Raw genomic sequence first — 25,417 nt, forward strand, 5'->3', positions numbered from 1 at the left:
GGGTATGCCTCAGGCTTTGAGGCGTCCAGTCGGCGGAACGTTGCGCCAGCTGCGGCAGTCCACACCCTATCTGCACGGAGGAGCCTTTCATGAAACGTCGCTACAGCTGGCCACTTTGGACCGTCGCCGCACTGGTGGTTTTCCTGGTGGCACTGAACATCGCCCTGCCCTATCTGGTGCGCAATTACCTGAACGAAAAGCTCGCCAACATGGGCGATTACCGTGGCGAAATTGCCGACGTGGACCTCGCGCTGTGGCGCGGCGCCTACCGGATCAACGGCCTGCAGATCGTCAAGGTGGACGGCAAGGTACCGGTGCCCTTCGTCAAGGCGCCGCTGATCGAGTTCGCGGTGAGCTGGCATTCGCTGTGGTACGACCATGCGGTGGTCGCCGAGGGGCATTTTGTGCGTCCGGAAATCAACTTCGTCGACGGCGGCGCCAACAAGGCCGCGTCCCAGACCGGTAAAGGCACCGACTGGCAGGAACAACTGAGCAAGCTGCTGCCGATCACCCTCAACGAAATGCGCATCGAAGACGGCAAGATCGCGTTCCACAACTTCACCTCCAAGCCAAAGGTCAATATCAACGCCACCGGGGTCAACGCCAGTTTCTACAACCTGACCAACGTGGTGGACGTGGAAGGCAAGCGCGACGCACGCTTTGAAGGCAAGGCGCTGCTGCAAGGCCAGGCACCTCTGGAAGCCAACGCCACCTTCGACCCACTGAGCGATTTCGAAGAGTTCGAGTTCCGCTTCCGTGCCCGCGACCTGCAACTGACGCGCATGAATGACTTCGCCTCGGCCTATGGCAAGTTCGATTTCAAGGCCGGCACCGGCGATGTAGTGATCGAAGCCCAGGCCGAGAAAGGCCAGCTGCGCGGCTATATAAAGCCGCTGCTGCGCGATGTGGAAGTGTTCGACTGGCAGCAGGATGTCGAAAACAAGGACAAGAATATCTTCCGTTCGATCTGGGAAGCCGTGGTCGGCGCCAGCGAGACGGTGCTCAAGAACCAGCGTAAAAATCAGTTCGCCACCCGCGTGGAATTGAGCGGCAGCGTGCATCAGCAGAATGTCAGCGCGTTTGGCGCGGTCATCGCGATCCTGCGCAATGGCTTCATCCAGGCCTTCAATGCCCGTTACGAACAACCCAAGCCGAGCGCCGATTAAAACGGTGAGAGGGACTTGCTCCCGAGGGCGGTGTGTCAGTTTATACATCCATGACTGAACCAACGCTATCGGGGGCAAGCCCCCTCCCACATTGATTGCATTGGCCGGGAATGAACGTGACCGTCCATTCAGAGACTGAATAACCCGTCTGCGTTCACAGTCGCCGGGGCCGCGCGGTATAGTCCGGGCATTGATGAATCCGAGGACACACCGATGAAGTTCGAAGGCACCCAGGCCTATGTGGCTACCGATGACCTGAAACTGGCCGTCAACGCCGCCATCACCCTGGAGCGGCCGCTGCTGGTCAAGGGCGAACCGGGCACCGGCAAGACCATGCTCGCCGAACAGCTGGCCGAATCCTTCGGCGCCCGGCTGATCACCTGGCACATCAAATCCACTACCAAGGCGCACCAGGGCCTCTACGAGTACGACGCGGTCAGCCGCCTGCGCGACTCGCAGTTGGGCGTGGACAAGGTGCACGACGTACGCAACTACCTGAAGAAAGGCAAGCTGTGGGAGGCCTTCGAGGCCGAAGAGCGGGTGATCCTGCTGATCGATGAAATCGACAAGGCCGATATCGAATTCCCCAACGACCTGTTGCAGGAACTCGACAAGATGGAGTTCTACGTCTACGAAATCGACGAGACCATCAAGGCGAAGAAACGCCCGATCATCATCATTACCTCCAACAACGAAAAAGAGCTGCCGGACGCGTTCCTGCGCCGCTGCTTCTTCCACTACATCGCCTTCCCCGACCGCACCACCCTGCAGAAAATCGTCGATGTGCACTACCCCGACATCAAGAAGGATCTGGTCAGCGAAGCGCTGGACGTGTTCTTCGACGTGCGCAAAGTGCCGGGCCTGAAGAAAAAACCTTCCACCTCCGAACTGGTCGACTGGCTCAAGCTGCTGATGGCCGACAACATCGGCGAAGCAGTGCTGCGCGAGCGCGACCCGACCAAAGCCATTCCGCCGCTGGCCGGCGCACTGGTCAAGAACGAGCAGGACGTGCAGTTGCTGGAACGGCTGGCGTTCATGAGCCGTCGCGGTAATCGCTGATGCTGCTCAACCTGTTCAATGAAATGCGCGCCGCCAAGGTGCCGGTGTCGGTGCGCGAGCTGCTTGACCTGATCAACGCGCTCAAACAACGCGTGACCTTCGCCGACATGGACGAGTTCTACTACCTGGCGCGGGCGATTCTGGTCAAGGACGAGCGGCATTTCGACAAGTTCGACCGCGCCTTCGGGGCCTACTTCAACGGCCTGGAAAAACTCGACGACCACCTGCAGGCGCTGATCCCCGAGGACTGGCTGCGCAAGGAGTTCGAACGCTCGCTGAGCGATGAGGAACGCGCGCAGATCCAGTCCCTCGGCGGCCTCGACAAGCTCATAGAGGCATTCAAGAAACGCCTGGAAGAACAGAAGGAACGCCACGCCGGCGGCAATAAGTGGATCGGCACCGGCGGCACCAGCCCGTTTGGTTCCGGCGGCTACAACCCGGAAGGCATACGCGTGGGCGATGCCGGCGAGCGCAAGGGCAAGGCCGTGAAGGTGTGGGACCAGCGCGAGTACAAGAACCTCGACGATCAGGTCGAGCTGGGCACGCGCAACATCAAGGTGGCCCTGCGCCGCCTGCGCAAATTCGCGCGCCAGGGTGCGGCCGAAGAGCTGGACATCGACGGTACCATCGATCACACCGCGCGCGACGCCGGCCTGCTGAATATCCAGATGCGCCCGGAACGGCGCAACACCATCAAGCTGTTGCTGCTGTTCGATATCGGCGGCTCGATGGACGCCCATGTGAAGATCTGCGAAGAGCTGTTCTCTGCGTGCAAGACCGAGTTCAAACACCTGGAGTACTTCTACTTCCACAACTTCGTGTACGAGTCGGTGTGGAAGAACAACCAGCGCCGCACCTCGGAGCGCACCTCAACCCAGGACCTGCTGCACAAGTACGGCGCCGATTACAAAGTGATCTTTATCGGCGACGCGTCGATGGCGCCCTATGAAATCACCCAGGCCGGCGGCAGCGTCGAACACTGGAACGAGGAGCCGGGCTATGTGTGGATGCAGCGCTTCATGGCCAAGTACAAGAAGCTGATCTGGATCAATCCGTACCCGAAGGACACCTGGGGCTATACGGCGTCGACGGGGATTGTGCGCGAGTTGGTGGAAGATCAGATGTACCCGCTGACGTTGCGCGGGCTGGAAGAAGGCATGCGCTTTCTATCCAAATAACGGTGGGAGTCCCCACTACCTCTTCGACGTAGCGCTGTCGCGCAGCAAACTGGGGCCTCTGTGGCGAGCGGGCTTGCCATTTCGGTCGGCTCTCAGGCCGCCGCGCTCTTGATCTTGATCTTGATCTTAGGCGCCCCGTCAAACACGCTGGCCGAACGCAGGCTTTGGAGCGTGGGTAACCCGGCAGGACGCCGGGTTAGCCGCGCTGGGCCATGGATGGCCCATCGCGGCGGCCCACGCTCCAAAGCCTGCGTTCGGGCACACCGAGCCTAGGCGAGGTGCCGAGTGTTGGGGCAAGAGCGTTTTGCTTACTTTTGCGCTTTTCAAAAGTGAGCCGCTGTAAGAGCGGAACCGCCAGCAGCCGTTACAGCAGAAACGGATATGTACACCGAAAAAGTCGCACCGCTCTTTGCTTTGAACATCACGCTGGCTTAACTGAACGGCATTGGGGGGCGCAGCGCCCCCAATCAAGGAAAACGCGGTGTACCTGACCCTGCCCGGAGCACGGCTTTGGGGCTGCTGCGCAGCCCAACGCAGGACAAGCCTGCTCGCCACAGGAAACTGGCTGCCTGAAATTTCAGGTTTTAAATCAAAAAGTTATTTTGTGTTTGATAAGAGGGGGCTGGCTCCCACAGTGGACCGAGCCGCTATTTAAAGGCCTTTGAGGTCACGCTCTTCAATCGGACGGCTCTGGCGCAGGCGCTTGCCGCCCAGCACCACCCAGTCGATCAGGCGGAACAGGCATTCGATGCCGAACGACAACAGCATCGCCCCACCCAACCCCCAGCCCATCGCTTCGGGGGTCAGCAGGATCTGGTAACTGTAGCCATTCCAGGTCTCCCGGCGAATGTCCGGGTCGGCGGCCACCGCCACCTGCAGGGCGCGGATGTACCAGGGGCCTTGCATGGCCTGGAACTGCTTGTCCAACGCAAGCTGGCGGTCAAGCATGGCACCCAGGCTGTTGGCGTCGCTCTGGAACACCGGGTCATCACTGGCGCGGTAATGGGCCACCAGCGCCTGCAGGTCGCCCTTGAAAAACTGCTGCGCGGTGGTCTCGAACCCGCGCAGGCCGGTCTGGGCCTCGATCAGGTGGGCTTCGACGCGCTTGGCGTAGTCGTTGATGAAACCCGGCACTTGCACGCCGACCAACAGGCCAATGGCAAACAGCACCAACCGCAGATAGCTGAGCAACATGGTCGATATCCTTACTCGGTAACGCCCTGGCTGACGCATTCACCGCGTCGCCACAGGCTCCATTGGCCCGGTTCGTAGCGGGTCCAGTTTTCGTTGTCGGTCAACGGTTCGGTGGCAATCACCGTCACCACGTCATTGGGCGTGGTTTCGGCCTGGAAATCGACGATCACGTCGACATCCTTCAAGCGCGCCGGGCCAAAGGGTGCGCGTCGGGTGATCTGCGCCAATTTAGTCGTGCAATAGCAAAACAGCCAGTCGCCGTCGCTGAGCAGGCAGTTGAATACGCCCTTGCTGCGGTATTCGGTGCAGGCGGCGATCAGGTCGGGCAGCACCTGCTCGATGTCCACCGGTTCAGGGAAGGCTTCGCGCACACGGTTGAGCAGATCGCAGAAGGCCGCTTCGCTGTCGGTGTCGCCCACCGGGCGGTAAAAAGTGGCGCGCGGATTGAACTGCGCCAGTTGGCCGTTGTGGGCGAAGCACCAGTTGCGGCCCCACAGCTCGCGCACGAACGGGTGGGTGTTGGCCAGGCTGACCTTGCCGACGTTGGCCTGGCGGATATGCCCGATCACCACTTCGCTCTTGATGGGATAACGCTGCACCAGCAGCGCGACTTCCGACTCGCTGCTCGCCGCCGGGTCCTGGAACAGGCGCAGGCCACGGCCTTCGTAAAAGGCAATGCCCCAACCGTCACGGTGCGGGCCGGTGCGCCCGCCGCGCTGCATCAGCCCGGTAAAGCTGAACACGATATCGGTGGGGACGTTGGCACTCATGCCCAATAATTCACACATGCCAGGGCTCTCGCTGCAACGTTAAAGGCGCGGTTCGACCCGCGTGCCGCTGGCGGGTGCCGGACGGTGGAAAGGCTCGTCGTCTTCAGCCGGCTCCTGGGCCAGCGCCGCATCGAACGCAGCCTTGCGCTCGCGGCGCGCATTGGCGGCGCGCTCGATGGGCCAGCGGATCAACACGATGACGATATACACGGCGAAGACGATCATCGTGTACATGAACAAATCGGAAATCGCCCGCCAGGCGTTGTTGCCGACCTTGAGCACCAGGTCCAGCGCGGTAATGGCCACGGCCGGCGCAAACTGGGTCTTGACCGGATCGACGATGGTCGGGCTGAACAGCAGCACCGCCATCAGCAATTGCAGTGGCTCGCGCAGCCAGCGCCAGATCCAGCGGGTCATGCGCCACCACACCAACAGGCAGCCCAATGCGGCGAAGGCGTAAAGGCCCCAGGCAATCAGATAATCGTTCTCGGTCATGGTGTCCATGGCAAGGCTGGCAAAGAGGCGGCTATGATAACGGCTTTTGCGTGTCGCGGCTGCAATGCCTGCCACCGTCCGCCAGACAGAGAGTGATCCATGCCCCTATCCAATGCCCCGATCGCCCGCAAGGCCCCAGGTCCAGACCCGTACGCCTGGTTGCAGGAGCGCGATAACGCAGACGTCCTCGACTACCTCAAGGCCGAAAACGCCTGGCAGCAAGCCCAGCTCGCCGACCAGCAGGCGCTGCGCGACACGCTGTTCGAGGAAATCAAGGGCCGCATCCTCGAGACCGACCTGTCGCTGCCCTCCCCGTGGGGCCCGTATCTGTATTACACGCGCACCACCGCCGGCGACGAATACGCCCGCCACTACCGCTGCCGCCGCCCTGTCGACGACAGCAATCAGGTGGATGAGGACAGCGAAGAACTGCTGCTGGACCCGAACGCCTTGGCTGGCGGCGGCTTTTTCTCGCTGGGCGCCTTCAGCATCAGCCCCGACCACCAGCGCCTGGCCTACAGCCTCGACACCAGTGGCGAAGAGATCTACACCCTGTTCGTCAAGGAATTGTCCTCGGGCAAGGTCAGCGAACTGGAATTCCAGGACTGCGACGGCAGCATGACCTGGGCCAATGACAGCCTCACCCTGTTTTTTGGCGAGCTGGACGACACCCATCGCCCGCACAAGCTGTATCGCTATCGCCTGGACGGCACGGCGGCGCAGGAAGTGTTCCACGAACCCGACGGGCGTTTCTTCCTGCACTGCTACCGTTCCAGTTCCGAGCGCCAGCTGCTGCTGGCCCTGGGCAGCAAGACCACCAGCGAAATCTGGGCACTGGACGCAGGCCAGCCGCACCTGGACTTCACCTGCCTGGCGCCTCGCGTCGAAGACCATGAATACGATGTCGACCACGGCCAGCTTGACGGTGAGTGGACCTGGTTTATCCGCAGCAACCGCGACGGCATCAATTACGCGCTGTTTGTCGCCGCCGACACCGGCACCGTGCCCGGCGAGGCCGACTGGCACACGCTGATCCCCCACAGCGACGAGGTGATGCTCGACGGCGTGAGCCTGAACGCCCGCGCCATGACCCTGAGCCTGCGCATCGGCGGCCTGCCGGTGATCGAAGTGCACGCCGAGGGCGTGCCGGCCTATCGCGTGGAGTTACCCGACGCCGCCTACAGCCTCTACGTACAGAACAGCCTGGAATTCCCCAGCGACAGGATCCGCCTGCGCTACGAAGCGCTGAATCGCCCGGCCCAGGTGCGTCAGTTGGAGCTGGCCAGCGGCGCGCAACAGGTACTCAAGGAAACCCCGGTACTCGGCGCATTCAATGCCGATGACTACGTCAGCCAGCGCCTGTGGGCCACCTCGGCCGACGGCACTCAGGTGCCGATCAGCCTGGTGATCAAGCGCGACCAACTGGGCAAGCCGACCCCGCTGTACCTCTACGGTTACGGCGCCTACGGCCAGAGCCTCGACCCGTGGTTCTCCCACGCGCGCCTAAGCCTGCTGGACCGTGGCGTGGCGTTCGCCATCGCCCACGTGCGCGGTGGCGGCGAGCTGGGGGAAGCCTGGTACCGCAACGGCAAGCAGGCCCACAAGCAGAACACCTTCAGCGACTTTATCGCCTGCGCCGAACACCTGATTGCCGAGGGCCTGACCACCTCCCGGCAACTGGCGATCAGCGGCGGCAGTGCCGGCGGTCTGTTGATCGGCGCGGTGCTCAACCAGCGTCCGGCGCTGTTCCAGGCGGCGATTGCCGAAGTGCCGTTTGTGGATGTGCTCAACACCATGCTCGACCCGGAGCTGCCGCTGACGATCACCGAGTACGACGAATGGGGCAACCCCGAAGAGCCCGAGGTGTATGCGCGCATCAAGGCGTATGCGCCGTACGAAAACGTCAGCGCCCAGGCCTACCCGGCGCTGCTGGTGATCGCCGGCTACAACGACAGCCGCGTGCAGTACTGGGAAGCGGCCAAATGGGTCGCCAAGCTGCGCGACACCGCCACCTCCGACAACCTGCTGCTGCTCAAGACCGAACTGGGTGCCGGCCACGGCGGGATGAGCGGTCGCTACCAGGGGCTACGCGACGTGGCGCTGGAATACGCGTTTGTGTTCAAGGCGCTGGCACTCGACGCTTAACCACCGGGAGTCTTCGGTTTGCTGTCGTTCTGCTGCAGGCCAGGCACTGTCTGGTCCTTGGGCGGCGTCGGCAACACGATCGGCACCAGCGCCGGCGAGCCGTCGGCGTTGGCTTTAGGCAACGCCGGCGGCGTCACCTGCGGGTACAGCGTCGGCGTCGGAGTGCCCGGCGCGCCTGGGGTTGGCGCGGGGGCGGCCGGTACGCTCTGCACCTCCTGCGCCTGCGCGGCACCCAATGTGAGCGCGCCGAGTACAATGACCGTTAGAATGCTGCACTTCATCGATGGCTCCATGGCCTGACCGGAATGCCTCAAGGCTACTCCCAACCGCGCAAGAATGCCCTTCCCAATGAGATTTCCATGAAACGTTTCATTCTGCTCGACACCACCCCGATCCCCGACAACGGCGGCGCCCTGTGCCTGTTCGAATACGGCGAGGATTTTGTCATCAAGATCCAGGGCGGTGACGGCGGCCAACTGATGAACACCCGCATGCACGGCTCCGAGGATGCCCTGGCGGAAATTCCCTGCCGCAAGGTGGCCGGGCGTCCCGGTTCACGGGTATTGATCGGCGGGCTGGGCATGGGTTTTACCCTGGCTTCGGCGCTCAAGCACCTGGGCAAGACCGCCGAAGTGGTGGTGGCCGAGCTGGTGCCCGGCGTGGTGGAGTGGAACCGCGGCCCGCTGGGCGAAAAATCCGGCCGCCCGCTGCTGGACCCGCGCACCGTGATCCGCCTGGAAGACGTGGCCAAGGTGCTGCAGGCCGAACCCCAGGGCTTTGACGCGATCATGCTCGACGTCGACAACGGCCCCGAAGGCCTCACGCAAAAAGCCAACAGCTGGCTCTACTCCGCCGCTGGCCTGGCCGCCTGTGCCAAGGCACTGCGGCCCAAGGGCGTACTGGCCGTGTGGTCGGCCAGCGCCGACAGGCTGTTCAGCGACAAACTGCGCAAGGCCGGCTTCAAGGCCGAAGAAGTGCAGGTATTTGCCCATGGCAACAAAGGCACCCGGCACACCATCTGGATCGCCGAAAAACTGAAAGCCTGATACCAGACACCACAAATCCCCTGTGGGAGGGGGCTTGCTCCCGATAGCGGTAGCTCAGTCACCGATGTGTTGACTGACACACTGCTATCGGAAGCAAGCCCCCTCCCACATTTCTAACCTGTTTCAGCGCAGGGATTTGCGGTAATCAAAGATGTACGGCACTTTATTCTCGAAGGTTTTCTCCAGCGCCTTGCGATCCAGCTCGCTCATGCCGCCCAGTTGATGAGCGGTAAACCCGCTGTCACCCACCTTCGAGCCTGGCGCCAGGCTGACCATGCGCTTGGCAACGGCTTCGATGGCGTCCTTGTAGCCACCTTTGCTGTCCAGGTTGTACTGGCTCAAATCAATCTGCGTGCGCAGCCAGTCGCCCCAGTAAAACTCCAGAAATTCGGGGGCAATCTCGCCATCGTCCGGCTTGCCATAGGCGGCCTTGCGGGTGAAATACACCAGGCTGCGAAAGGTGTCGTTCTGCAGGTGCTTGAAGCCCAGATGCGCCGGCAACTGCTCAGGCGCCAGGGTCTGGCCCTGACTGTCCTTGAGCCAGACTTTGCGCGCCGCTGCCATACGCTGCCAGAAGGTGTTCATGTCCGGGCTGCTGCTGAAATCGTCGGTCACCCGGACCCACATTTTCAAGCGCGCCCCGCCGCCGGGCACTTCCCACAGCGTGGTGAAGCTGTGGTGACCGTCGGTCAGGTACAGTTGGCCGCCGGGGCCGACCACGACGGTTTTCATCTCATCCGGGTGAGCACCTACCGGATCCTCGCAGGTAAAGCTCTCGGGGTGATGCAGGTCGGCCTTTTTCGGCACCTTTTTCGCTTCGCCCTGACCGTTGGTTTCGCAGTACTCGTCAAAGACCTTGGCCGGTTTGGCGGCGAACAACCCCAGGCTGTAATAGATCTGCTCAAAACCCACCACGGCCTGAGTGGGATGCAACTGCTCGAGGGCCACTTCGATCACCTGCCCGGGCCTGGGCACAGAAAGGGCGTGGGCGTGGGCAGTCACCCCATACAGCAGCAATGCAGCAATCCATGAATGCAGACGCATGAAGTTGAATCCTTATGGCTAAAGTGAAGCGGTTATTTAGCGCGCGAGCGGCTAGAATCCACGGTATCCGTGAACCCTCAAACAGCCAGGAGCCATGATGAGCTCGACCAACCCGCCCTCCCACACCGCCAAGCTGGACCGCATTCTCGCCGATGCCCAGCGCGACCGGGAAATGGGCTATCGCGACAAAGCCCTGAAAATGTACCCCCACGTGTGCGGCCGCTGCGCCCGTGAGTTCGCCGGCAAACGCCTGAGCGAACTGACCGTACACCACCGCAACCATAACCATGATGACAATCCTCAGGATGGCTCCAACTGGGAATTGCTGTGCCTGTATTGCCATGACAACGAGCACTCGCGCTACACCGACCAGCAGTATTTCGGCGAAGGCTCCACCAGCAGCCCGACGATTGCCAAGGCCACGCACAACCCGTTTGCGGCGTTGGCGGGGTTGATGAAGAAAGACAGCTGAACATCGTCATCGCCTGTACCGGCCTCATCGGGGGCAAGCCCCCTCCCACACTGAAATGCAGTCCAACAGTGGGAGGGGCTTGCTCCCGACAGCGATCGTGCAAGCACCGCATCACTTCAAGGCCGTATAATCGCGCCTTTTCGTCAAGGCACCCTTCCCCGTGGGCAATAAACGCTACAGCTGCATTGGTCTGTATAACCCCAAATCACCCGAGAACGTCGGCTCGGTGATGCGTGCCGCCGGCTGCTACGGCGTGGCCTCGGTGTTCTACACCGGCGTGCGTTACGAGCGCGCGCGGGATTTCATCACCGACACCAAAAAGGTCCACCACGACATTCCGCTGATCGGCATCGATGACCTGAAGAAAATCCTGCCTCTGGGCTGCATCCCGGTTGCCGTGGAGCTGGTGGAAGGCGCCCGTCCGCTGCCCGAATACACCCATCCCGACCGCGCGCTGTATATCTTCGGCCCCGAAGACGGCTCGCTGGATAAAGAGATCCGCGACTGGTGCGAAGACGTGGTGTACATCCCGACCACCGGCTGCATGAACCTTGCCGCCACCGTCAATGTGGTGCTCTACGACCGCCTGGCCAAGGGCAACAACACCCGCTCGGGGCCCAAGTACTGATTTTTCGGGAACATCCGGCGCCGGCCAGCAGTCAGCTATTTACACTAGCCCTTGTTGGAGACGGATCATGAGTGACAGCACACACCTGCGACCTATCATCGAGCACCTGCAGCCCGCCCCGCAGCATGAGCAAAACGTGCACGGCTGGGAACGCATCGGCTCGGTGGCCGGCGGTTTCATCATGCTGGGCAAAGGCCTGCGCCGTGGCGGCGTGTTCGGCCTGATCCAGGTGGCAATCGGCGGCGTGGCGCTCAAGCGCGGCTTTACCGGCCACAGTTCGCTCAAGGACAAGCTGGAGCAGGGTCGTCAGGAGATGAACAGCCTGCGCACCAAGATTGAACGGGCCGGCGCAGAGCTGAACAACCTCAAGACCAAAGCCGAAGTGGCCGCCGAGAAAGCGGTAAAAACCACCGGCTGATCAGGCTTTCATGCCTGTTGAACATCCAAATGTGGGAGGGGGCTTGCTCCCGATGGCAGTGTGTCAGTCAACACATCAGTGACTGAACTACCGCCATCGGGAGCAAGCCCCCTCCCACATTTGCCCTGGTGTGTGTGCTTCCAGATCAGTGCAGTAATCTGGAATCGAGCACCGTTGATGGCTCACCGATAATGCTTTCAGCCAACTGCACAAATTGCGCCGTGTTGACGCTGTCAGCCCGCATCACCGCCTGTGCCAGATCATCCAGGGACCGCTTGTTATGCGTCTTCACGCGGATCTCGCGGTCCAGGTCCTGCAACACCAGCACCGCCCGCGCCACCGTGGCGCCGCTGACGTGTTCGCCGCGCAGGCTGGTCACGTCCTTGCCCTGCTTGCCCAGCCGCGCCTGAATTGCGGCATAGCGCTCATCGGTAATCCCGCCGGCACGGCGCATCAACTCAATCGCATAAAACTCGCCGAACCCTTCGCTGATCCAGTCGCTGGTGTCATGGTCATTGAATCGCCCGATGGCCTGCACCACTTCACGCAGCAATGGGCTGCTGCCGCTCTCACTCACCAGCGGCGTGCGGCTGTTGAGGTAGATCGAGTCGCGCGCCGCAAACGCGCCACGGCGCATCGGGTCGCTGGCGCCCACCACCAGCAGCTTGGCCGGGTGACGCGGGAACGCGGCCTCCACCTGCGGCCAGACGAAGGTCAGCAAGGTCAGCACATCCATGCGGCGCATGGCCTGGCCCTTGGGCGAGGCCACGGTGACGTCGGTGTCCCCCAGGCGCACGCGGCGGCTGCCGAGGGTGCCGGCGAGCATCCAGCCGGTGGGCCGGTCGAACAGGCGCGACACATTGTCGATGCGGAATTTGTGCTTGCCGATGCGCGGCCAGGCGGTCTCGACGCTTTTCCAGCCGGGCGGCAGCTCGAACACCAGGCGCGAGACCAGTTCGACACCGTCCTGCTGGTCCAGGTGCGCGGTCGGCACCAGGTCTTCACCGCGAAACAGCGCCCAGCTCGGCGTTATCCGCGCTTCATAGGTACCCGGCTTGCGCGCATGGCTCAGGCGCACGCGGTAAGTGAGGCTGGCCTTGTCGGCATCGGGTTGCCACAGGCCACGGCTGCCGGTGACCGTCCACTGGCCGTCGGCCTTGAAGTCGCTGTAGTCGCCCGCGTGGCCCAGCTCGAAATTCAGGCTGCGCACCGCCGCGCCGTGGGACAGGCTCACGCGCACTTCGGCCTGATCGCTCTGGGGCAGCAGCTTGACGTGATAGTCCAGGTCGACCTTTTTCGCACACCAGGCCGAGCTGCTCATTGTCAGCAGCGTCAGGGCGACCGCCAGCTTGATCACTTCCCTCATACCCACTCCTGGTTCAGCCCGCGCGGAAAATCAGGTAATCCTCCCAGTCATCCTCGGGCACGCTGCCTTCGCTGAGCATGCGCCCGGACTGGGAAATGCGTTCGTGGTGCACGGCGTCGCGGTCGCCGCAGACCAGGTGGTGCCACAACGGCAGGTCCTTGCGCTCGCTGACCAGCCGGTAGCCGCAGGTGGGCGGCAGCCATTTGAACTGGTCGGCCTGGCCGGGGGTGAGCTGGATGCAATCGGGCACCGAGGCCCTGCGGTTGGGGTAATCGGTGCATTGGCAAGTGTTCAGGTCGAGCAGTTTGCAGGCAATGCGCGTGTAATAGACGCTGTTGTCGTCTTCATCTTCAAGCTTTTGCAGGCAGCACAGGCCGCAGCCGTCGCACAACGACTCCCATTCTTCATGGTCGAGGTGTTCAAGGGTTTTGCGTATCCAGAAGGGTTCGACTTTGGCGGCCATGGCTCTGCATCGGTATCGGTAGGTGAAAAGGCCGCCAGTCTAGTGCCCAAGCCGCCTGGAACCAAGCGCTGGCGACTGGCGGTGTTACAAAGCTTGTCAGGCCGGCGAGTGCGCAGTAGCGTTGAGCGCCACATTGACGATCAGGAGCCCCCATGACACGTGTTGCCGATTACCCGATCCACCCGCAGTTCACCGAGCGCTGGTCGCCCCGCGCCTTCACCGGCGAAAGCATTCCACAGGAGACCTTGCTGAGTTTCTTCGAAGCAGCTCGCTGGGCGCCGTCCGCGTACAACTCGCAACCCTGGCGCTTTCTCTACGCGCGCCGTGACACGCCGGACTGGGAGCGTTACCTGGGCCTGCTCAACGAATTCAACCGTAACTGGGCGCAGCATGCGTCGGCGTTGGTGATCATCGCCTCGAAAACCGACTTCATTGCGCCCGGCGCCAGCGAGGAAACTCCGGCGCTGTGGCACACCTTCGACACGGGTTCCGCCTGGGGCCACCTGGCGCTGCAAGCCAGCCTCAGCGGCTGGCATACCCATGGCATGGCCGGTTTCGATCAGGCATTGACCCGCAAGGAACTGAAGATTCCCGAGGGTTACGCGCTGCACGCGGCGGTGGCCGTGGGCAAGCTGGGCGACAAATCGACCCTGCCGGACTACCTGCAGGGCCGTGAAGTGCCGAGCCCGCGCAAGCCGTTGAGCGAATTAGTGTCCGAAGGCGACTTCAGCCTGTAAACAGGCGGGCAGCCAATGTGGGGAGGCACTTTCCCCACATTGGCGATGGGTCAATAACCGCGTTCGAAGTCCACTTCACCGCGCAGGGCTTCACGGGCCTGATACGCGCGCAGGTTCTGCACAAACAAATCCACCATCATCGACGGCGAGGTCGGCGCCGAGCTGTGCCCGGTCAGCAGCAGGCCCCACGCGGTCCAGAACGGATGGCGTTGCGGCAGCGGCTCCTGGCGACACACATCGATCACCGCGCCGGCCAGGTGCCCTTCTTTCAGCGCCTCGACCAGGTCGGCGTCGACCACCGCCACGCCGCGCCCGACGTTCATGAACACGCCCGTCGGTTTGAACTGCTTGAACAGCGCCGCGTTATACAGGTCGTGGGTTTGCGCCGTGTTGGGCAGCAGGTTGATCACGTAGTCCGCCTCCCCCACCAGCCGCTCCAGTTGATCAAGCGCGGCCACTTCAACGAACGGCGCCTGCTCCCGCGCGGTGCTGGCGATGCCGTACAGCTTCACACCGAACGGCACCAGGAACTCGGCAACACGCTGGCCGATATCGCCGGTGCCGACGATCAGCGCCGTGCGCCCCGCCAGGCTCTGGCCGGTGCGATTGTCCCACTTGCGCTCCACCTGGCTGACCAGACGCGCCAGCACTTCACGCTCGTGGCCCAGCATATAGGTGAGCACGAACTCGGCCATGACCTGGCCAAAGATGCCCACCGCACGGGTCAGGCGATAGCCGCGCGGCAGGCCGTCGGCCAGCAGCGGCGTGATGCCGGCCCAGGTCGATTGCAGCCACTGCGGCTGATGCCCCTGGCGCAGCAGGGTCGCCAGCAGGTCCGGCTGGCCCAGCCATACCGGGCAATCGGCGGCCAGGCGCGAGAGTTCGGCCGAGTCGCCGCTGGTCAGTACCTCAAGGTCCGGCGCGGCGTCGCGCAGCAGTTGGGCGTAGAGCGGGTGATCCTGTTCAGCAATCAGAACACGCATGGTTAAAACCTTTCAAAAACAGTGCAGACGGCCGCCCGCATCCTTGCGGCCACCGCCCACTCATTACGATTGCGTTGAAGAAAGTGCCCCGGCAGGGCACCCACCGATCACATCGGGTCGTTGCGGCGCAGCAGCTCTTCGGGCAAGTGTTCGATGTACTCGTCCTCGGCCGGCGGCATTTGCAGGTGGTAGCCCTGCTTGTCGAGGTTTTCCAGGACCACCAGGATGTCTTCGCGCGACAGCTTGCGCTCCGGGCTCAGCACCATGTCGAAGGCGTGGTGCGGCTTGCCGAAGGCGGCCATCAGGGGCTCGGGCACGCGCTCGAGGGCATCGCTTTTGAGCACGTAGAGGTACATGCCGTCTTTTTTCAGGCTGCGGTAGATGGAGCAAATACGTTTCAAGGCTGTTCTCCGGCAGAGGCCAGGCTGTCGAGCAGCGCCTGGCCCATCAACGCGCGGCGCCAGCCACGCAGCGAGTCGGGCAATGTATAAGGCCCATCGGGGTAGCCACTCTTGACCAGGGCTTCGAGGGTTTTCTTGCGCAGCATCAGCTCCGGCGCCATGTCCAGGCGTTCGGCTTCGGCCTGGCCGAGGGCGCGCAACTGCTTGATCAGCGCGGCGGCGTCCACCGGCAGCGGCTCGGCCACGGCCGGTGGCCATTGGTCCATGGGCACGCTGGCGGCGCGCTTGATCAGGTCGAGCAGGAACGGACCGTCCTGGCGCACGGTGCGCGGGTGCATGTCTTCGATCTTGCCCAGCGCGACCAGATTGTCCGGCTGGGATTTGGCCAACGGCCACAGCGAGTGTTCGCGAATGATGCGGTTGCGCGGCAAGTCGCGGGCCCGCGCCTGCTGCTCGCGCCAGGCGCACAGTTCACGCAGCACGGCCAGTTGCGCGCGGGACAGTTTCCACGCCAGCTTGGCATCGCGGTACAGCTCGTAGGGGTCGATCTCGCGGCGCAGGTTGGCCACCAGTTCGGCACCGTCTTCCAGCACCCAGGCGTATTTATCGTCGGACAACTGCGGACGCAGGCGGATGTAGACCTCGGCCAGGTGCACCGCATCTTCGGCGGCGTAGCTCACCTGCGTGTCGGACAATGGCCGCTGCAGCCAGTCCGAGCGGGTCTCGCCCTTGGGCAGCTCGATATCGAGCACGGCCTGCACCAGGCGCGAATAGCCCATGGAGAAGCCGAGGTTCAGGTAGGCGGCCGCCAACTGAGTGTCGAACAACGGCACCGGCAGGCTGCCGGTCAGGCGCAGCAGTACTTCAAGGTCTTCGCTGCAGGCGTGTACCACCTTGATCACCGCCGGATTTTCCAGCAGCGCGGCCAGGGGTTGCCAGTTGTCGATGGTCAGGGGGTCGATCAGGTAAGCGCGTACGCCATCACCGATCTGGATCAGCCCGGCGATGGGATAAAAGGTGTCGACCCGCATGAATTCGGTGTCGAGGGCGACGAATGGCAACTGCTGCCATTCGGCGCAATGCTGGCCGAGGCTATCGTTGTCGCAGATCCAGTGAATATCGATGGCCACACGGCTCTCCCTTGAAGAATGGCGCGCAGTATATATCGCGAAAGGGCCTTGCGAGCATTCGCAGTGCACAGGCAATCATGAAAACTCGGACAGGCACTGAAGAATAGTCCGACAGGCGGGAGTTATCCCCTCTTACGCAGTACGTAAACCCGCCAAAGCCGGGAGCCCGGCATGAATTCCTGATGTTTCAGGACCTTGAAGCCTGCCTGGCGAAATTCGCCTTCCACGAAGGTACGTGAGGGCACGGAGACAATCACGGTGTCGCGGCTGACCCGGTGAAACTCGCGCAGCAACGCCAGACGCCCTTCTGCGCTGGGCACATGACGAAACAACTCCAGGCAGAAAATGCAGTCCACTGCATTCGCCGACAAGCCGATGGAAAACGCTGATCCCTGGAAGGTCTTGACCCGCTTGAGCAATGCCGCCGGGTGGTGGGTAAGCGCGTGGTCGAGCATGTCCTGGGAGTTGTCCGAGGCGAGGATCACGCGGTTGATGTGCTCGCCCAGCACCGGCCAGAATCGCCCCGAACCGCAGGCCAGGTCGAGGATCAGGCCCGGTTCGCCGGCCACTTTCAGGGCCTGGCGCACCAGCCATTCGTCGCGCCACATCGCCAGGCGCCGCCGCAGCCTGGGCGGATGCGGGTCGCCGCAGACCCGCGCGTGCTCCTGGTCATAGCGCTCGGCGAAGTCAATCTCGATGGAGGATGGAGGTTGTGGCGACATCATGGGCTCATCAGGGTGGAACGGAAGTGAACGACCTTGGTGGACAGCTTAACCAGTGCAACGTGAAAAAAAGGTTGAAAGCCGCAGGCGTCGCGTCAATGCTCGCGCCTACAAAAAAACTGCCCCAAGGACCCGCCCCCATGAAAGCTTCCCTGGCCCTGTGTGTACTGGCGTGCTCGGCAACCACCGCCCTGGCCGACCCCGCCCCGTCACGCCTCGATGAGGTGATCCAGCGCGGCACGCTCAACGTGTGCACCACCGGCGACTACAAGCCCTACAGCTCGTTGCGCGCCGACGGCAGCTATGAAGGCATCGACATTGCCATGGCCGAGTCCCTGGCCCAGAGCCTCAACGCGAAGATCAACTGGGTGCCCACCACCTGGAAAACCCTGATGCCGGATTTTCTCGCGCAACGCTGCGACATCGCCGTGGGCGGTATTTCGGTGTCGCTGGAGCGCCAGAAAAAAGCCTTCTTCAGCGAACCCCTCGGCGTCGACGGCAAGATCCCGCTGGTGCGGTGCGCCGATGTTCAGCGCTACCAGACCGTGGAGCAGATCAACCAGCCGCAGGTGCGGGTGATCGAGCCGGCAGGCGGCACCAACGAGGTGTTCGCCCGCGCCCACCTTGCCCAGGCGCAGATCCGCCTGCATGACAACGTGACGATCTTTGACGAACTGCTGGCCGGCAAGGCCGACGTGATGATCACCGACGCCAGCGAGGCGCGCTACCAGCAAAAGCTCAAGCCCGGACTGTGCGCGGTCAACCCCGAGCGGCAGATGCAATACAGCCAGAAAGCCTTCCTGCTGCCGCGCGATGATGTGGCGTGGAAAAGCTATGTCGACCAATGGCTGCACCTGAGCGTGGCGACCGGGGTGTACGACGGCATCGTCAACCAATGGCTGGCGGCGCCCTGAGCCAAGTCCGTCTACGCTGCTGTCACATCAATAATAAAGAGGGATGAAACATGAAGGCATTGCTGCGAATCACCTGGCTGCTGCTGATCTGCGCCAGCCAGGTGCATGCCGCGACGGCGCAGGAAGAAGACGCCGAGGCGGCCAAGGCGTTGCTGCAAAAAGCCCTGGCCTACTATCAGAGCAATGGTGACAAGGCCCTCGCGGCATTCAGCCGCCAAGGGGAGTTTGTCGACCACGACCGTTATGTGTTCGTGGTCGACACTAAAGGCGTACTGCTGGCCAGTGGCGGCCCGTCCTCGGCGTTGATTGGCCGTGATGTGTCCGAAGTGCTGGGCCCGGAGTTGCGCCAGTCGTTCAAGGACGCGCTCAAGGTGCCGGAAAACCAGGGCGTGCAGCAGGCCGACTACCGCTGGCAGAACTGGAACGACGGCAAGGTCGAGCACAAGCATGTGTTTTACCAGCGGGTGGGCGAGCGCATTCTGGCGGTGGGCTATTACCTGCCACGGGCCACCCCGGAGCAGGCGCGGGCGCTGCGCAACAAGGCGGTGAACGCGTTGGTGAAGGATGAGGCGGGCACGCTCAAATCGATCAACTCGTTGCAGGGCGGGTTCCTGCAGGACGACCTCTACGTGTTCGTGGTCGACCTCAATACCCGGCGCTACGTGGCCCATGGCACCACCCTGCGGCTGATCAACACCGACTTCAGCAAGGTCAAGGACCCGGACGGCAGGCCAGTGGGCGAGCCCATCCTCAAAATAATGGCCGAGCAGGACCAGGGCGAATACAAATACCGCTGGCAGAACCCGGTGACCGGCAAGGTCGAGAACAAGCATGCCTATGTGCGCAAGAGCGGGCACTTCATGGTGGCGGTGGGTTATTACAGCCCATGATCCGGCGCTGAAATGCAGTTCCTTGTGGGAGGGGGCTTGCTCCCGATGGCGGTGTGTCAGGCACAGGTGCTTTACCTGAAACACTGCTATCGGGAGCAAGCCCCTTCCCACCTGTGGATCTTCGCTGGTCAGTCAGCCGGCTTTGTCTTCGCGGCCGCGCAGCACCTGATTGGGCATCGCAATGGCCGCCGCCAGGCCTAGCAGCGACACTGCTGCACTCACCATCAGCAAATGCCGGAACGTCACCGCCAGCTCCGCGCGCAGGGCGTCCTGCGCCGGGCCGGGGGCGGCGTTGAGGCCGTCGAGCAGCACGCTGCCGGAACTGCCTTCGGCCGCCAGCGCGCCACTGGCCATGTGGACGAAGCTGGAATCCTGTAACAGCGTCAGCAGCAGCGCCGACATGCAGGCCACCCCCACCGCCCCGCCGAGGGAGCGGAACAGGTTGGTGGTGCTGGTGGCCACGCCAATGTCGCGTTGCGCCACCGAATTCTGCGTGCCCACCAGTGAGGTAGGAAACTGCATGCCGGCGGCGATCCCGCACAGCACCATGAACAACGCCGTCATCCCGACCGCCTGCGGCGCACTCAAGGCCATGCCGAGGATCGCCAGGGGGCTCAACAGCGCACCGCTGAGGATCATCGGTTTGTAGCGGCCGGTCACCGAGGTGAGGCGCCCGGCACAATAAGCGCCCATCGGCAGGCCCATCGCCAGCGGCAACAGGTGCAGGGCAGCGCTGTCGGCGCCGGAACCGGTCACGGTCTGGTAACGCAGCGGCATCAGCACGGTCAGGGAAATCGCCTGGAAGCTGGTGATGAAAATCGTGCACCAGCACAGCACCGCGCTGCGGTTGGCGAACAGGTGCATCGGCAACAGCGGCTCGGGGGCGCGGCGCTCGTGCCACACAAACACCGACAGCGCCACCAGCGCACAGGTCAGCAGGCCCAGCACCTGCGGGTCACGCATGGCATGGCCCTGGCCGATTTCGGTGATGCCCAGCAGCAACGCGGTGAGGCCGATGATCATCAGCACGGTGCCCAGGTAATCGATGATCGGTTTGCGCTGCGGCGCCGGCAGCCCGCGCAGGGTGCGATGGGCCACGTACCAGGCGCCGGCGCCCAACGGCAGGTTGATCAGGAACACCCAGCGCCACGACAGGTACTCGGTCATCAGCCCGCCCAGCACCGGGCCGGCCACGCTGGCCACCGCATACATGCTGCTGAAGTAGCCCTGGTAGCGCCCCCGCTCGCGGGGCGCAATGATGTCGCCGATGATCGCCTGGCTCACCGAGATCATACCGCCGGCGCCGATGCCCTGAAGAATCCGCGCCAGCACCAGTTGCTCCATGCTTTGCGCCATGCCACAGAACAGCGACGCCACGGTGAACAGGCCCATGCCGATCAGCATCATCGGGCGGCGCCCGTACAGGTCGCCGAGCTTGCCGTAGATCGGCACCGCCACCGTCATCGCCACCATGTAGCCGGAGATCACCCAGGCCAGCAGGTCGACGTCGTGGAACCGTGCGGAAATGGCCGGCATCGACACGGCGACGATGGTCTGGTCGAGCGCGCCGAGAAAGATCGCCAGCATCAACGCGATGAGGATGCTGCGCACGGCGGGAACCGGTGGAACGGGCTGATTGAGCTGAGTCACGGCAGAACCTTCGAGCAGGGCCCGCAGGAAAGACGGCCTGCGGGAATGCTCGATACGATAGCAGGCTATTCGATAGTCTCGTAAGGAAGTCCGACGTAATTTTCCGCGATGGTCTGGCGGCCCGCGCGGGAGTGGATGAAGTAATCCAGTTCACTCTCGGCGATGCGTTGAGTGAAGCTGTCGGCCTCGGGAAACTGGTGCAACATCGAGGTCATCCACCAGGAAAACCGCTCGGCTTTCCACACCCGGCGCAGGCAGATGGCCGAGTATTGCTCCAGCAGGTCGACGCGCCCTTCGCCATACACCTTGAGCAGAATGCGATACAGCGTGCTCACATCACTGGCCGCCAGGTTCAGGCCCTTGGCGCCGGTGGGCGGCACGATGTGCGCGGCGTCGCCCAGCAGGAACAGACGGCCGTACTGCATCGGTTCGACCACAAAGCTGCGCAGCGGCGCGACGCTTTTTTCGAGGGAGGGCCCGGTAATCAGCGCTTCCGCCAGCTCAGTGGGCAGGCGTTTTTTCAATTCGGCCCAGAATCGCTCGTCCGACCAGTCGCTGACCGGCTCGTCAGCGGGTACCTGCAGGTAATAACGGCTGCGCGTTGGCGAGCGCATGCTGCACAGCGCAAAACCTCGCGGGTGCCTTGCATACACCAGCTCCGGGTGCACCGGCGGCGTGTCGCAGAGCATGCCCAGCCAGCCGAACGGATACACCCGTTCGAACACCTGCAGCGATTCGGCCGGGATCGATTGCCGCGCCACCCCGTGGAAACCGTCGCAACCGGCGATGTAGTCGCAGTCCAGGCGAAACATCTCGCCCTGATGCTCGAAGCTCAGCCAGGGTCGCTCGGTTTTCAGGTCATGGGGCTGCACGTCGCGCGCCTCGTACAGCGTGGTGGCGCCGACCGCAGCTCGGGCGGCCATGAGGTCGCGGGTGACTTCGGTCTGGCCGTAGACCATCACCGACTGGCCCCCCGTGAGTGCCTTGAGGTCGATATGGGTCAGCCGGCCATTGAGCGCCAGTTCGAAGCCATCGTGCACCAGGCCCTCGGCGTCCATGCGTTGGCTCACGCCGGCCTCGCGCAGCAGATCGACCATGCCCTGCTCCAGCACCCCGGCACGGATGCGGCCCTGCACATAGTCGGCGCTCTGGCGCTCAAGAATCAGGGTCTGGATGCCAGCGTTGTGCAGCAACTGGCCCAGCAGCAATCCCGAAGGACCGGCGCCAATGATGGCGACTTGGGTTTTCAGCGTCTTCATTATTTTTATCGCCCGCAAGTTCCACCTCGAACGGATCGGGTGAAAGCGTTGTCATTGATCGTGCTGCTGACATTTTTCACTTGAGTGGCCGCTACAAGAAGGTGAAAACTGCGCCAAAGGCTGCGCTTTTTACCAATCGGGGCGATTACCGCACCACTATCCTGAGTATCGGATTGAAACCATGAGCCAAACCGCGATTCCAGTCTTCAAGCTGTACGGGGAAAGCCTGCAGTGGCCTACCCCCGATTTGCTGCACTGCGAAACCATTTCGCGACGTAGTCGGGAATACCAGTGGGAAATCCAGCCCCACCGGCACGCGGATCTGTGCCAGTTGCTCTACGTGCACAAAGGCCAGGCACACCTGGAAATCGAAGGCCAGCGCAGCACCCTCAGCGAAGCGAGCCTGCAGGTGCTGCCGCCGTTGTGTGTGCACGGGTTTCGGTTTGCCGAGGATGTGGAAGGTTACGTGGTGACGTTGTCCGCGCCGCTGATCAGCCATTTGCAGGGGCAGTTGGGCGCGACGGTCGACGGCTTGCAGACCCTGGGCAGCTACCCGGCCGGCAAGGACAGCGACTACCTCAACAGCCTGTTCGTGCGCCTGCAGGACGAATACGTGAACGAGCAACCGGCCCGCGACATGATGATGCACGCCGTGGTCAGCGTGCTGCTGGTGTGGGTCAGCCGCCAGGCCATCCAGCGTCGCCACCCGCGTGCCCCGCGTGGGCGCGAATATTTTCGGCGCTTTACGCAGTTGGTCGAGCAGCATTACCGGGAGCACCCCAGGATCGAGGACCTGGCCCACAAGCTGGGCATCTCGGTGTCACACCTGAATGGCACCTGCCGCGAACTGGGCGGGCAGCCGGCGTTGCAGATCATGCACGACCGCCAGTTGCTGGAGGCCAAGCGCCTGCTGACCTATACCAGCATGACGATCAACGAGATGTCGGACGTGCTGGGGTTTTCCGACCCGACCAACTTCTCGCGATTGTTTCGTCGGCGCGTAGGGTTTTCGCCGAAGGCGTTTCGCGAGCAACTCAAGTCGGATTGACTTGGCGCAGCCCCCCATGTGGGAGGGGGCAAGCCACCTCCCACAGGTTGGATCTTCGGTGCCTCGCGATCAGCGCAAGGCACTGAAACTGCCGGTGTGCGGCACGCATTGATCCTGGTGGCAACTGATCGCAAAGCTTGGCTGCATGCGCGTTTGCTCGACGCGGTAGGCCGCCGTGCCGTACAGCGCGCTGGCCAGGGCGCAAAGGGCGAAAATCGTCAGGTACTTTCTGGTTTTGAGGGTCATGGCACAGACCTCTGGATGACTGTTTGAAGCATAGGTCAGCCAGGGCGAGTTGCCATTATTGGGCGATATTCAAACCGTTTATGTCGACTTACAGACCGATGTCCCAGATCGGCTCTTCCGGAAACCGTTCCACCAGAAAATCCAGCAGGCTGCGCAGCGCCGACGGCATGTGTTTGCGCGAGGCGTACACCGCGTAAATGTTCATTTGCCGAGGCTCGGCCTCGGGCAGCAGGCGCACCAGCTCACCGCGACGAATGTAATCGCCAGCCTGATAGCTGGGCAGCATCGCCACCCCTGCCCCGGCCAGCGTCACCCGCAGCAGGGTGCTGGCCTCGTTGGAGGTGATCGTGCCCGTGATGGGCACCGAGACGTGCTCACCGCCTTCCTCGAAATGCCACAGACTTTTGCCGAAGTAGGAGTGGGTCAGGCAGTTGTGCAGGGCCAGGTCTTCGACTTTTTGCGGCGCCGGGTGCTCAAGCAGATAGGCCGGCGTGGCGCACACCACCGAGCGACAGACGGTGAGGCGCCGGGCGATCAGGTTGGGGTCCAGGTCATTGCTGGTGCGGATGGCCAGGTCGATGCGCTCGTCCACCAGGTTCACCGTGCGGTCGAGCATTTGCAGGTCGACGGTCACCAGGGGGTAGCGCTTGACGTAGGCGGCGATGGCGTCGGCCAATTGCGCCTGGCCGAACGAGGTGCTCACGCTCAGGCGCAACAGCCCGCGCGGCGCGTCATCCGGCGTGCCGACGGCGGCCTGCATGTCGCTGCACAGTTCCAGCAATTGCCGGCAGCGCGGCAGGGTTTCACTGCCGGCGGCGGTGAGGCTGAGCTTGCGCGTGGTGCGATGCAGCAGACGCGCGCCGACGAAGTCTTCGAGTTCGGCCAGGTAGCGCGACACCACCGGGCGCGAGAGGTCCAGGTGATCGGCGGCAGCCGACTGGCTGCCCAGCTCCACCACGCTTACAAACACGCGCATTGCCTGAAGACGGTCCATGATCTGCCCACTTTTAGAAACAAACTATGTCCCAGCATGGCATTTTTTGTGATGTTTCAGGCAACTAAGCTGTGCGCATCCCTTATCGAATGCAGGAGCTGCCCGATGTTCTCAACCTTCAAGCGCTTGACGCTGGTAACCGCCGCCCTGGCCTTTGCCGCCCACGCGGCGGCGGCCGAGCTGAAGCTCGACGTGTACGACCCCGGTGAAGCGGCGATTTTCCCGGTGAGTTCGGTGCTGGTCAGCGGCGCCAAGGACGCGATACTGGTGGACGCCCAATTCGGCAAGGGCCAGGCCGAGCAGTTGGTGCAGAAGATCCGTGCCAGCGGCAAGCACCTGACCACCATCTATATCAGCCACGGTGACCCGGATTACTACTTCGGCCTCGATACCCTCACCGCCGCGTTCCCGGACGCCAAGGTAGTGGCGCCGCAGCCGGTGGTCGACCATATCAAGGCGACCGTGGCCGGCAAGCTGGCGTTCTGGGGCCCGAAAATGGGCGCCGACAAGCCGGGCAAGACCCTCGTGCCGCAGGTACTTGAGGGCAATAGCCTGACGCTTGAGGGCGAGGCACTGCAGGTGATCGGCCTCGACGGCCCGCAGCCGGACCGCAGCTTTGTGTGGATTCCGTCGATCAAGGCCGTGGTGGGCGGGGTGGTCGTCTCCGAAAACATTCACCTGTGGATGGCCGACACCCAGGGCGCGCAGTCCCACAAGGATTGGCTGACCACCCTGCAGCGCATTCAGGACCTGAAGCCGAACACCGTGGTCCCGGGCCATTACCTGGGTACGCCATCGCTGGCCTCCGTGGCCTTTACCGCTGACTACATCAAGGCATTCGACCTCGAAACCGCCAAGGCCAAGGACTCCACCGGCCTGATCGCGGCGATGAAAAAACGTTACCCCGACCTTGCCGACGAAAGCTCGCTGGACCTGAGCGCCAAAGTCGCCAAGGGCGAAATGAAGTGGTGAAGCGTTTCAATCCTTAACCGAACCGGA

28 protein-coding genes are annotated in these 25,417 nt (G+C 62.9%); 13 read left to right on the forward strand and 15 right to left on the reverse strand.

Annotated features, from left to right (window positions below):
• Positions 1-89: 89 nt before the first annotated feature.
• From ACXX81_RS15420 to ACXX81_RS15430, 3 genes are all read left to right on the forward strand, one after another.
• Entirely contained in the window at positions 90-1,166 is a 1,077-nt protein-coding gene (locus ACXX81_RS15420) for a DUF748 domain-containing protein (protein WP_209990060.1), read from the forward strand.
• A gap of 213 nt (positions 1,167-1,379) precedes the next feature.
• Positions 1,380-2,225, forward strand: coding sequence for an AAA family ATPase (locus ACXX81_RS15425; protein WP_209990058.1), 846 nt, complete (start codon positions 1,380-1,382; stop codon positions 2,223-2,225).
• A complete protein-coding gene (locus ACXX81_RS15430) occupies positions 2,225-3,403 on the forward strand; it encodes a vWA domain-containing protein (RefSeq protein WP_209990055.1) in 1,179 nt (392 codons plus the stop codon). The genes ACXX81_RS15425 and ACXX81_RS15430 overlap by 1 nt, the downstream gene beginning before the upstream one ends.
• A gap of 651 nt (positions 3,404-4,054) precedes the next feature.
• Here ACXX81_RS15430 and ACXX81_RS15435 read toward each other — a convergent pair.
• From ACXX81_RS15435 to ACXX81_RS15445, 3 genes are read right to left on the reverse strand one after another with little or no spacing between them, the layout of a single operon-like run.
• Positions 4,055-4,597, reverse strand: a complete 543-nt coding sequence (locus ACXX81_RS15435) for a DUF2937 family protein (protein ID WP_057009544.1) — start codon at positions 4,595-4,597, stop codon at positions 4,055-4,057.
• 11 nt (positions 4,598-4,608) lie between these two features.
• A complete protein-coding gene (locus ACXX81_RS15440) occupies positions 4,609-5,385 on the reverse strand; it encodes a class II glutamine amidotransferase (RefSeq protein ID WP_003234016.1) in 777 nt (258 codons plus the stop codon).
• Positions 5,386-5,406: 21 nt separating this feature from the next.
• Positions 5,407-5,937, reverse strand: coding sequence for a hypothetical protein (locus tag ACXX81_RS15445; protein ID WP_057009543.1), 531 nt, complete (start codon positions 5,935-5,937; stop codon positions 5,407-5,409).
• Positions 5,938-5,961: 24 nt separating this feature from the next.
• On the opposite strand from ACXX81_RS15445, the gene ACXX81_RS15450 reads away from it, so the two are divergent.
• Positions 5,962-8,007, forward strand: coding sequence for a S9 family peptidase (locus ACXX81_RS15450; protein ID WP_209990043.1), 2,046 nt, complete (start codon positions 5,962-5,964; stop codon positions 8,005-8,007).
• On the opposite strand, the gene ACXX81_RS15455 is transcribed toward ACXX81_RS15450, so the two are convergent.
• The gene (locus ACXX81_RS15455; RefSeq protein WP_209990041.1) at positions 8,004-8,288 is read right to left on the reverse strand and encodes a hypothetical protein; all 285 of its coding nucleotides are present in this window, start codon (positions 8,286-8,288) and stop codon (positions 8,004-8,006) included. The genes ACXX81_RS15450 and ACXX81_RS15455 overlap by 4 nt on opposite strands.
• A 78-nt stretch (positions 8,289-8,366) precedes the next feature.
• Between ACXX81_RS15455 and ACXX81_RS15460 the strand changes: the two genes are divergently transcribed.
• Complete coding sequence (locus ACXX81_RS15460; RefSeq protein WP_231422123.1) at positions 8,367-9,053, forward strand: spermine/spermidine synthase domain-containing protein; 687 nt, start codon at positions 8,367-8,369, stop codon at positions 9,051-9,053.
• 123 nt (positions 9,054-9,176) lie between these two features.
• Here ACXX81_RS15460 and ACXX81_RS15465 read toward each other — a convergent pair whose 3' ends face one another.
• Positions 9,177-10,097, reverse strand: coding sequence for a ParB/Srx family N-terminal domain-containing protein (locus ACXX81_RS15465; RefSeq protein ID WP_458571990.1), 921 nt, complete (start codon positions 10,095-10,097; stop codon positions 9,177-9,179).
• Positions 10,098-10,194: 97 nt separating this feature from the next.
• Between ACXX81_RS15465 and ACXX81_RS15470 the strand changes: the two genes are divergently transcribed.
• The 3 genes from ACXX81_RS15470 to ACXX81_RS15480 all read left to right on the forward strand — a co-directional run bounded on the left by ACXX81_RS15470 (position 10,195) and on the right by ACXX81_RS15480 (position 11,615).
• Positions 10,195-10,569, forward strand: coding sequence for a YajD family HNH nuclease (locus tag ACXX81_RS15470; RefSeq protein WP_003172528.1), 375 nt, complete (start codon positions 10,195-10,197; stop codon positions 10,567-10,569).
• Positions 10,570-10,729: 160 nt separating this feature from the next.
• Entirely contained in the window at positions 10,730-11,197 is a 468-nt protein-coding gene (locus ACXX81_RS15475) for an RNA methyltransferase (RefSeq protein WP_003189607.1), read from the forward strand.
• 67 nt (positions 11,198-11,264) lie between these two features.
• Complete coding sequence (locus ACXX81_RS15480; protein WP_231422120.1) at positions 11,265-11,615, forward strand: YgaP family membrane protein; 351 nt, start codon at positions 11,265-11,267, stop codon at positions 11,613-11,615.
• Between the two features lie 145 nt (positions 11,616-11,760).
• Here ACXX81_RS15480 and ACXX81_RS15485 read toward each other — a convergent pair whose 3' ends face one another.
• Both ACXX81_RS15485 and ACXX81_RS15490 read right to left on the reverse strand, forming a co-directional pair.
• Entirely contained in the window at positions 11,761-12,981 is a 1,221-nt protein-coding gene (locus ACXX81_RS15485; protein WP_458571991.1) for a hypothetical protein, read from the reverse strand.
• A gap of 13 nt (positions 12,982-12,994) precedes the next feature.
• The gene (locus ACXX81_RS15490) at positions 12,995-13,444 is read right to left on the reverse strand and encodes a YcgN family cysteine cluster protein (protein WP_458571992.1); all 450 of its coding nucleotides are present in this window, start codon (positions 13,442-13,444) and stop codon (positions 12,995-12,997) included.
• 152 nt (positions 13,445-13,596) lie between these two features.
• On the opposite strand from ACXX81_RS15490, the gene ACXX81_RS15495 reads away from it, so the two are divergent.
• Positions 13,597-14,181, forward strand: a complete 585-nt coding sequence (locus tag ACXX81_RS15495; RefSeq protein WP_322212949.1) for a nitroreductase family protein — start codon at positions 13,597-13,599, stop codon at positions 14,179-14,181.
• 50 nt (positions 14,182-14,231) lie between these two features.
• On the opposite strand, the gene ACXX81_RS15500 is transcribed toward ACXX81_RS15495, so the two are convergent.
• From ACXX81_RS15500 to ACXX81_RS15515, 4 genes are all read right to left on the reverse strand, one after another.
• Entirely contained in the window at positions 14,232-15,164 is a 933-nt protein-coding gene (locus ACXX81_RS15500; protein ID WP_209990025.1) for a D-2-hydroxyacid dehydrogenase, read from the reverse strand.
• A gap of 107 nt (positions 15,165-15,271) precedes the next feature.
• Positions 15,272-15,565: a YcgL domain-containing protein gene (locus tag ACXX81_RS15505; protein WP_209990023.1), complete on the reverse strand. Its 294-nt coding sequence runs from the start codon at positions 15,563-15,565 to the stop codon at positions 15,272-15,274.
• On the reverse strand, positions 15,562-16,695 hold the full coding sequence (rnd, locus tag ACXX81_RS15510) for a ribonuclease D (protein WP_209990019.1): 1,134 nt from the start codon (positions 16,693-16,695) through the stop codon (positions 15,562-15,564). Before rnd ends, ACXX81_RS15505 begins: the two co-directional genes overlap by 4 nt.
• Before the next feature lie 122 nt (positions 16,696-16,817).
• Positions 16,818-17,417 carry a class I SAM-dependent methyltransferase gene (locus ACXX81_RS15515; RefSeq protein WP_209990016.1) on the reverse strand — a complete coding sequence of 200 codons (600 nt, stop codon included), beginning with the start codon at positions 17,415-17,417 and terminating at the stop codon, positions 16,818-16,820.
• A 140-nt stretch (positions 17,418-17,557) separates the two neighbouring features.
• Here ACXX81_RS15515 and ACXX81_RS15520 point away from each other — a divergent pair, with 140 nt between their 5' ends.
• Both ACXX81_RS15520 and ACXX81_RS15525 read left to right on the forward strand, forming a co-directional pair.
• Positions 17,558-18,331 (forward strand): transporter substrate-binding domain-containing protein, encoded by a 774-nt coding sequence (locus ACXX81_RS15520; protein WP_458571993.1) that lies wholly within the window; start codon positions 17,558-17,560, stop codon positions 18,329-18,331.
• 50 nt (positions 18,332-18,381) lie between these two features.
• Positions 18,382-19,221 (forward strand): cache domain-containing protein, encoded by an 840-nt coding sequence (locus tag ACXX81_RS15525; RefSeq protein WP_231422113.1) that lies wholly within the window; start codon positions 18,382-18,384, stop codon positions 19,219-19,221.
• A 132-nt stretch (positions 19,222-19,353) separates the two neighbouring features.
• Here ACXX81_RS15525 and ACXX81_RS15530 read toward each other — a convergent pair whose 3' ends face one another.
• A complete protein-coding gene (locus tag ACXX81_RS15530; RefSeq protein WP_458571994.1) occupies positions 19,354-20,871 on the reverse strand; it encodes an MDR family MFS transporter in 1,518 nt (505 codons plus the stop codon).
• A 65-nt stretch (positions 20,872-20,936) separates the two neighbouring features.
• Positions 20,937-22,121, reverse strand: coding sequence for a 4-hydroxybenzoate 3-monooxygenase (pobA, locus tag ACXX81_RS15535; protein WP_458572597.1), 1,185 nt, complete (start codon positions 22,119-22,121; stop codon positions 20,937-20,939).
• A gap of 190 nt (positions 22,122-22,311) precedes the next feature.
• On the opposite strand from pobA, the gene ACXX81_RS15540 reads away from it, so the two are divergent.
• Positions 22,312-23,178 (forward strand): helix-turn-helix domain-containing protein, encoded by an 867-nt coding sequence (locus tag ACXX81_RS15540; RefSeq protein WP_209990008.1) that lies wholly within the window; start codon positions 22,312-22,314, stop codon positions 23,176-23,178.
• A 69-nt stretch (positions 23,179-23,247) separates the two neighbouring features.
• Here the strand turns inward: ACXX81_RS15540 and ACXX81_RS15545 are convergent, their stop codons facing one another.
• Positions 23,248-23,424, reverse strand: a complete 177-nt coding sequence (locus ACXX81_RS15545) for a hypothetical protein (RefSeq protein ID WP_209990006.1) — start codon at positions 23,422-23,424, stop codon at positions 23,248-23,250.
• An 88-nt stretch (positions 23,425-23,512) separates the two neighbouring features.
• Positions 23,513-24,418 carry a LysR family transcriptional regulator gene (locus tag ACXX81_RS15550; RefSeq protein WP_458571995.1) on the reverse strand — a complete coding sequence of 302 codons (906 nt, stop codon included), beginning with the start codon at positions 24,416-24,418 and terminating at the stop codon, positions 23,513-23,515.
• 105 nt (positions 24,419-24,523) lie between these two features.
• On the opposite strand from ACXX81_RS15550, the gene ACXX81_RS15555 reads away from it, so the two are divergent.
• The gene (locus tag ACXX81_RS15555) at positions 24,524-25,390 is read left to right on the forward strand and encodes an MBL fold metallo-hydrolase (RefSeq protein ID WP_458571996.1); all 867 of its coding nucleotides are present in this window, start codon (positions 24,524-24,526) and stop codon (positions 25,388-25,390) included.
• Positions 25,391-25,417: the final 27 nt, after the last annotated feature.

It is taken from the genome of Pseudomonas sp. GNP013 (genome assembly GCF_054343995.1).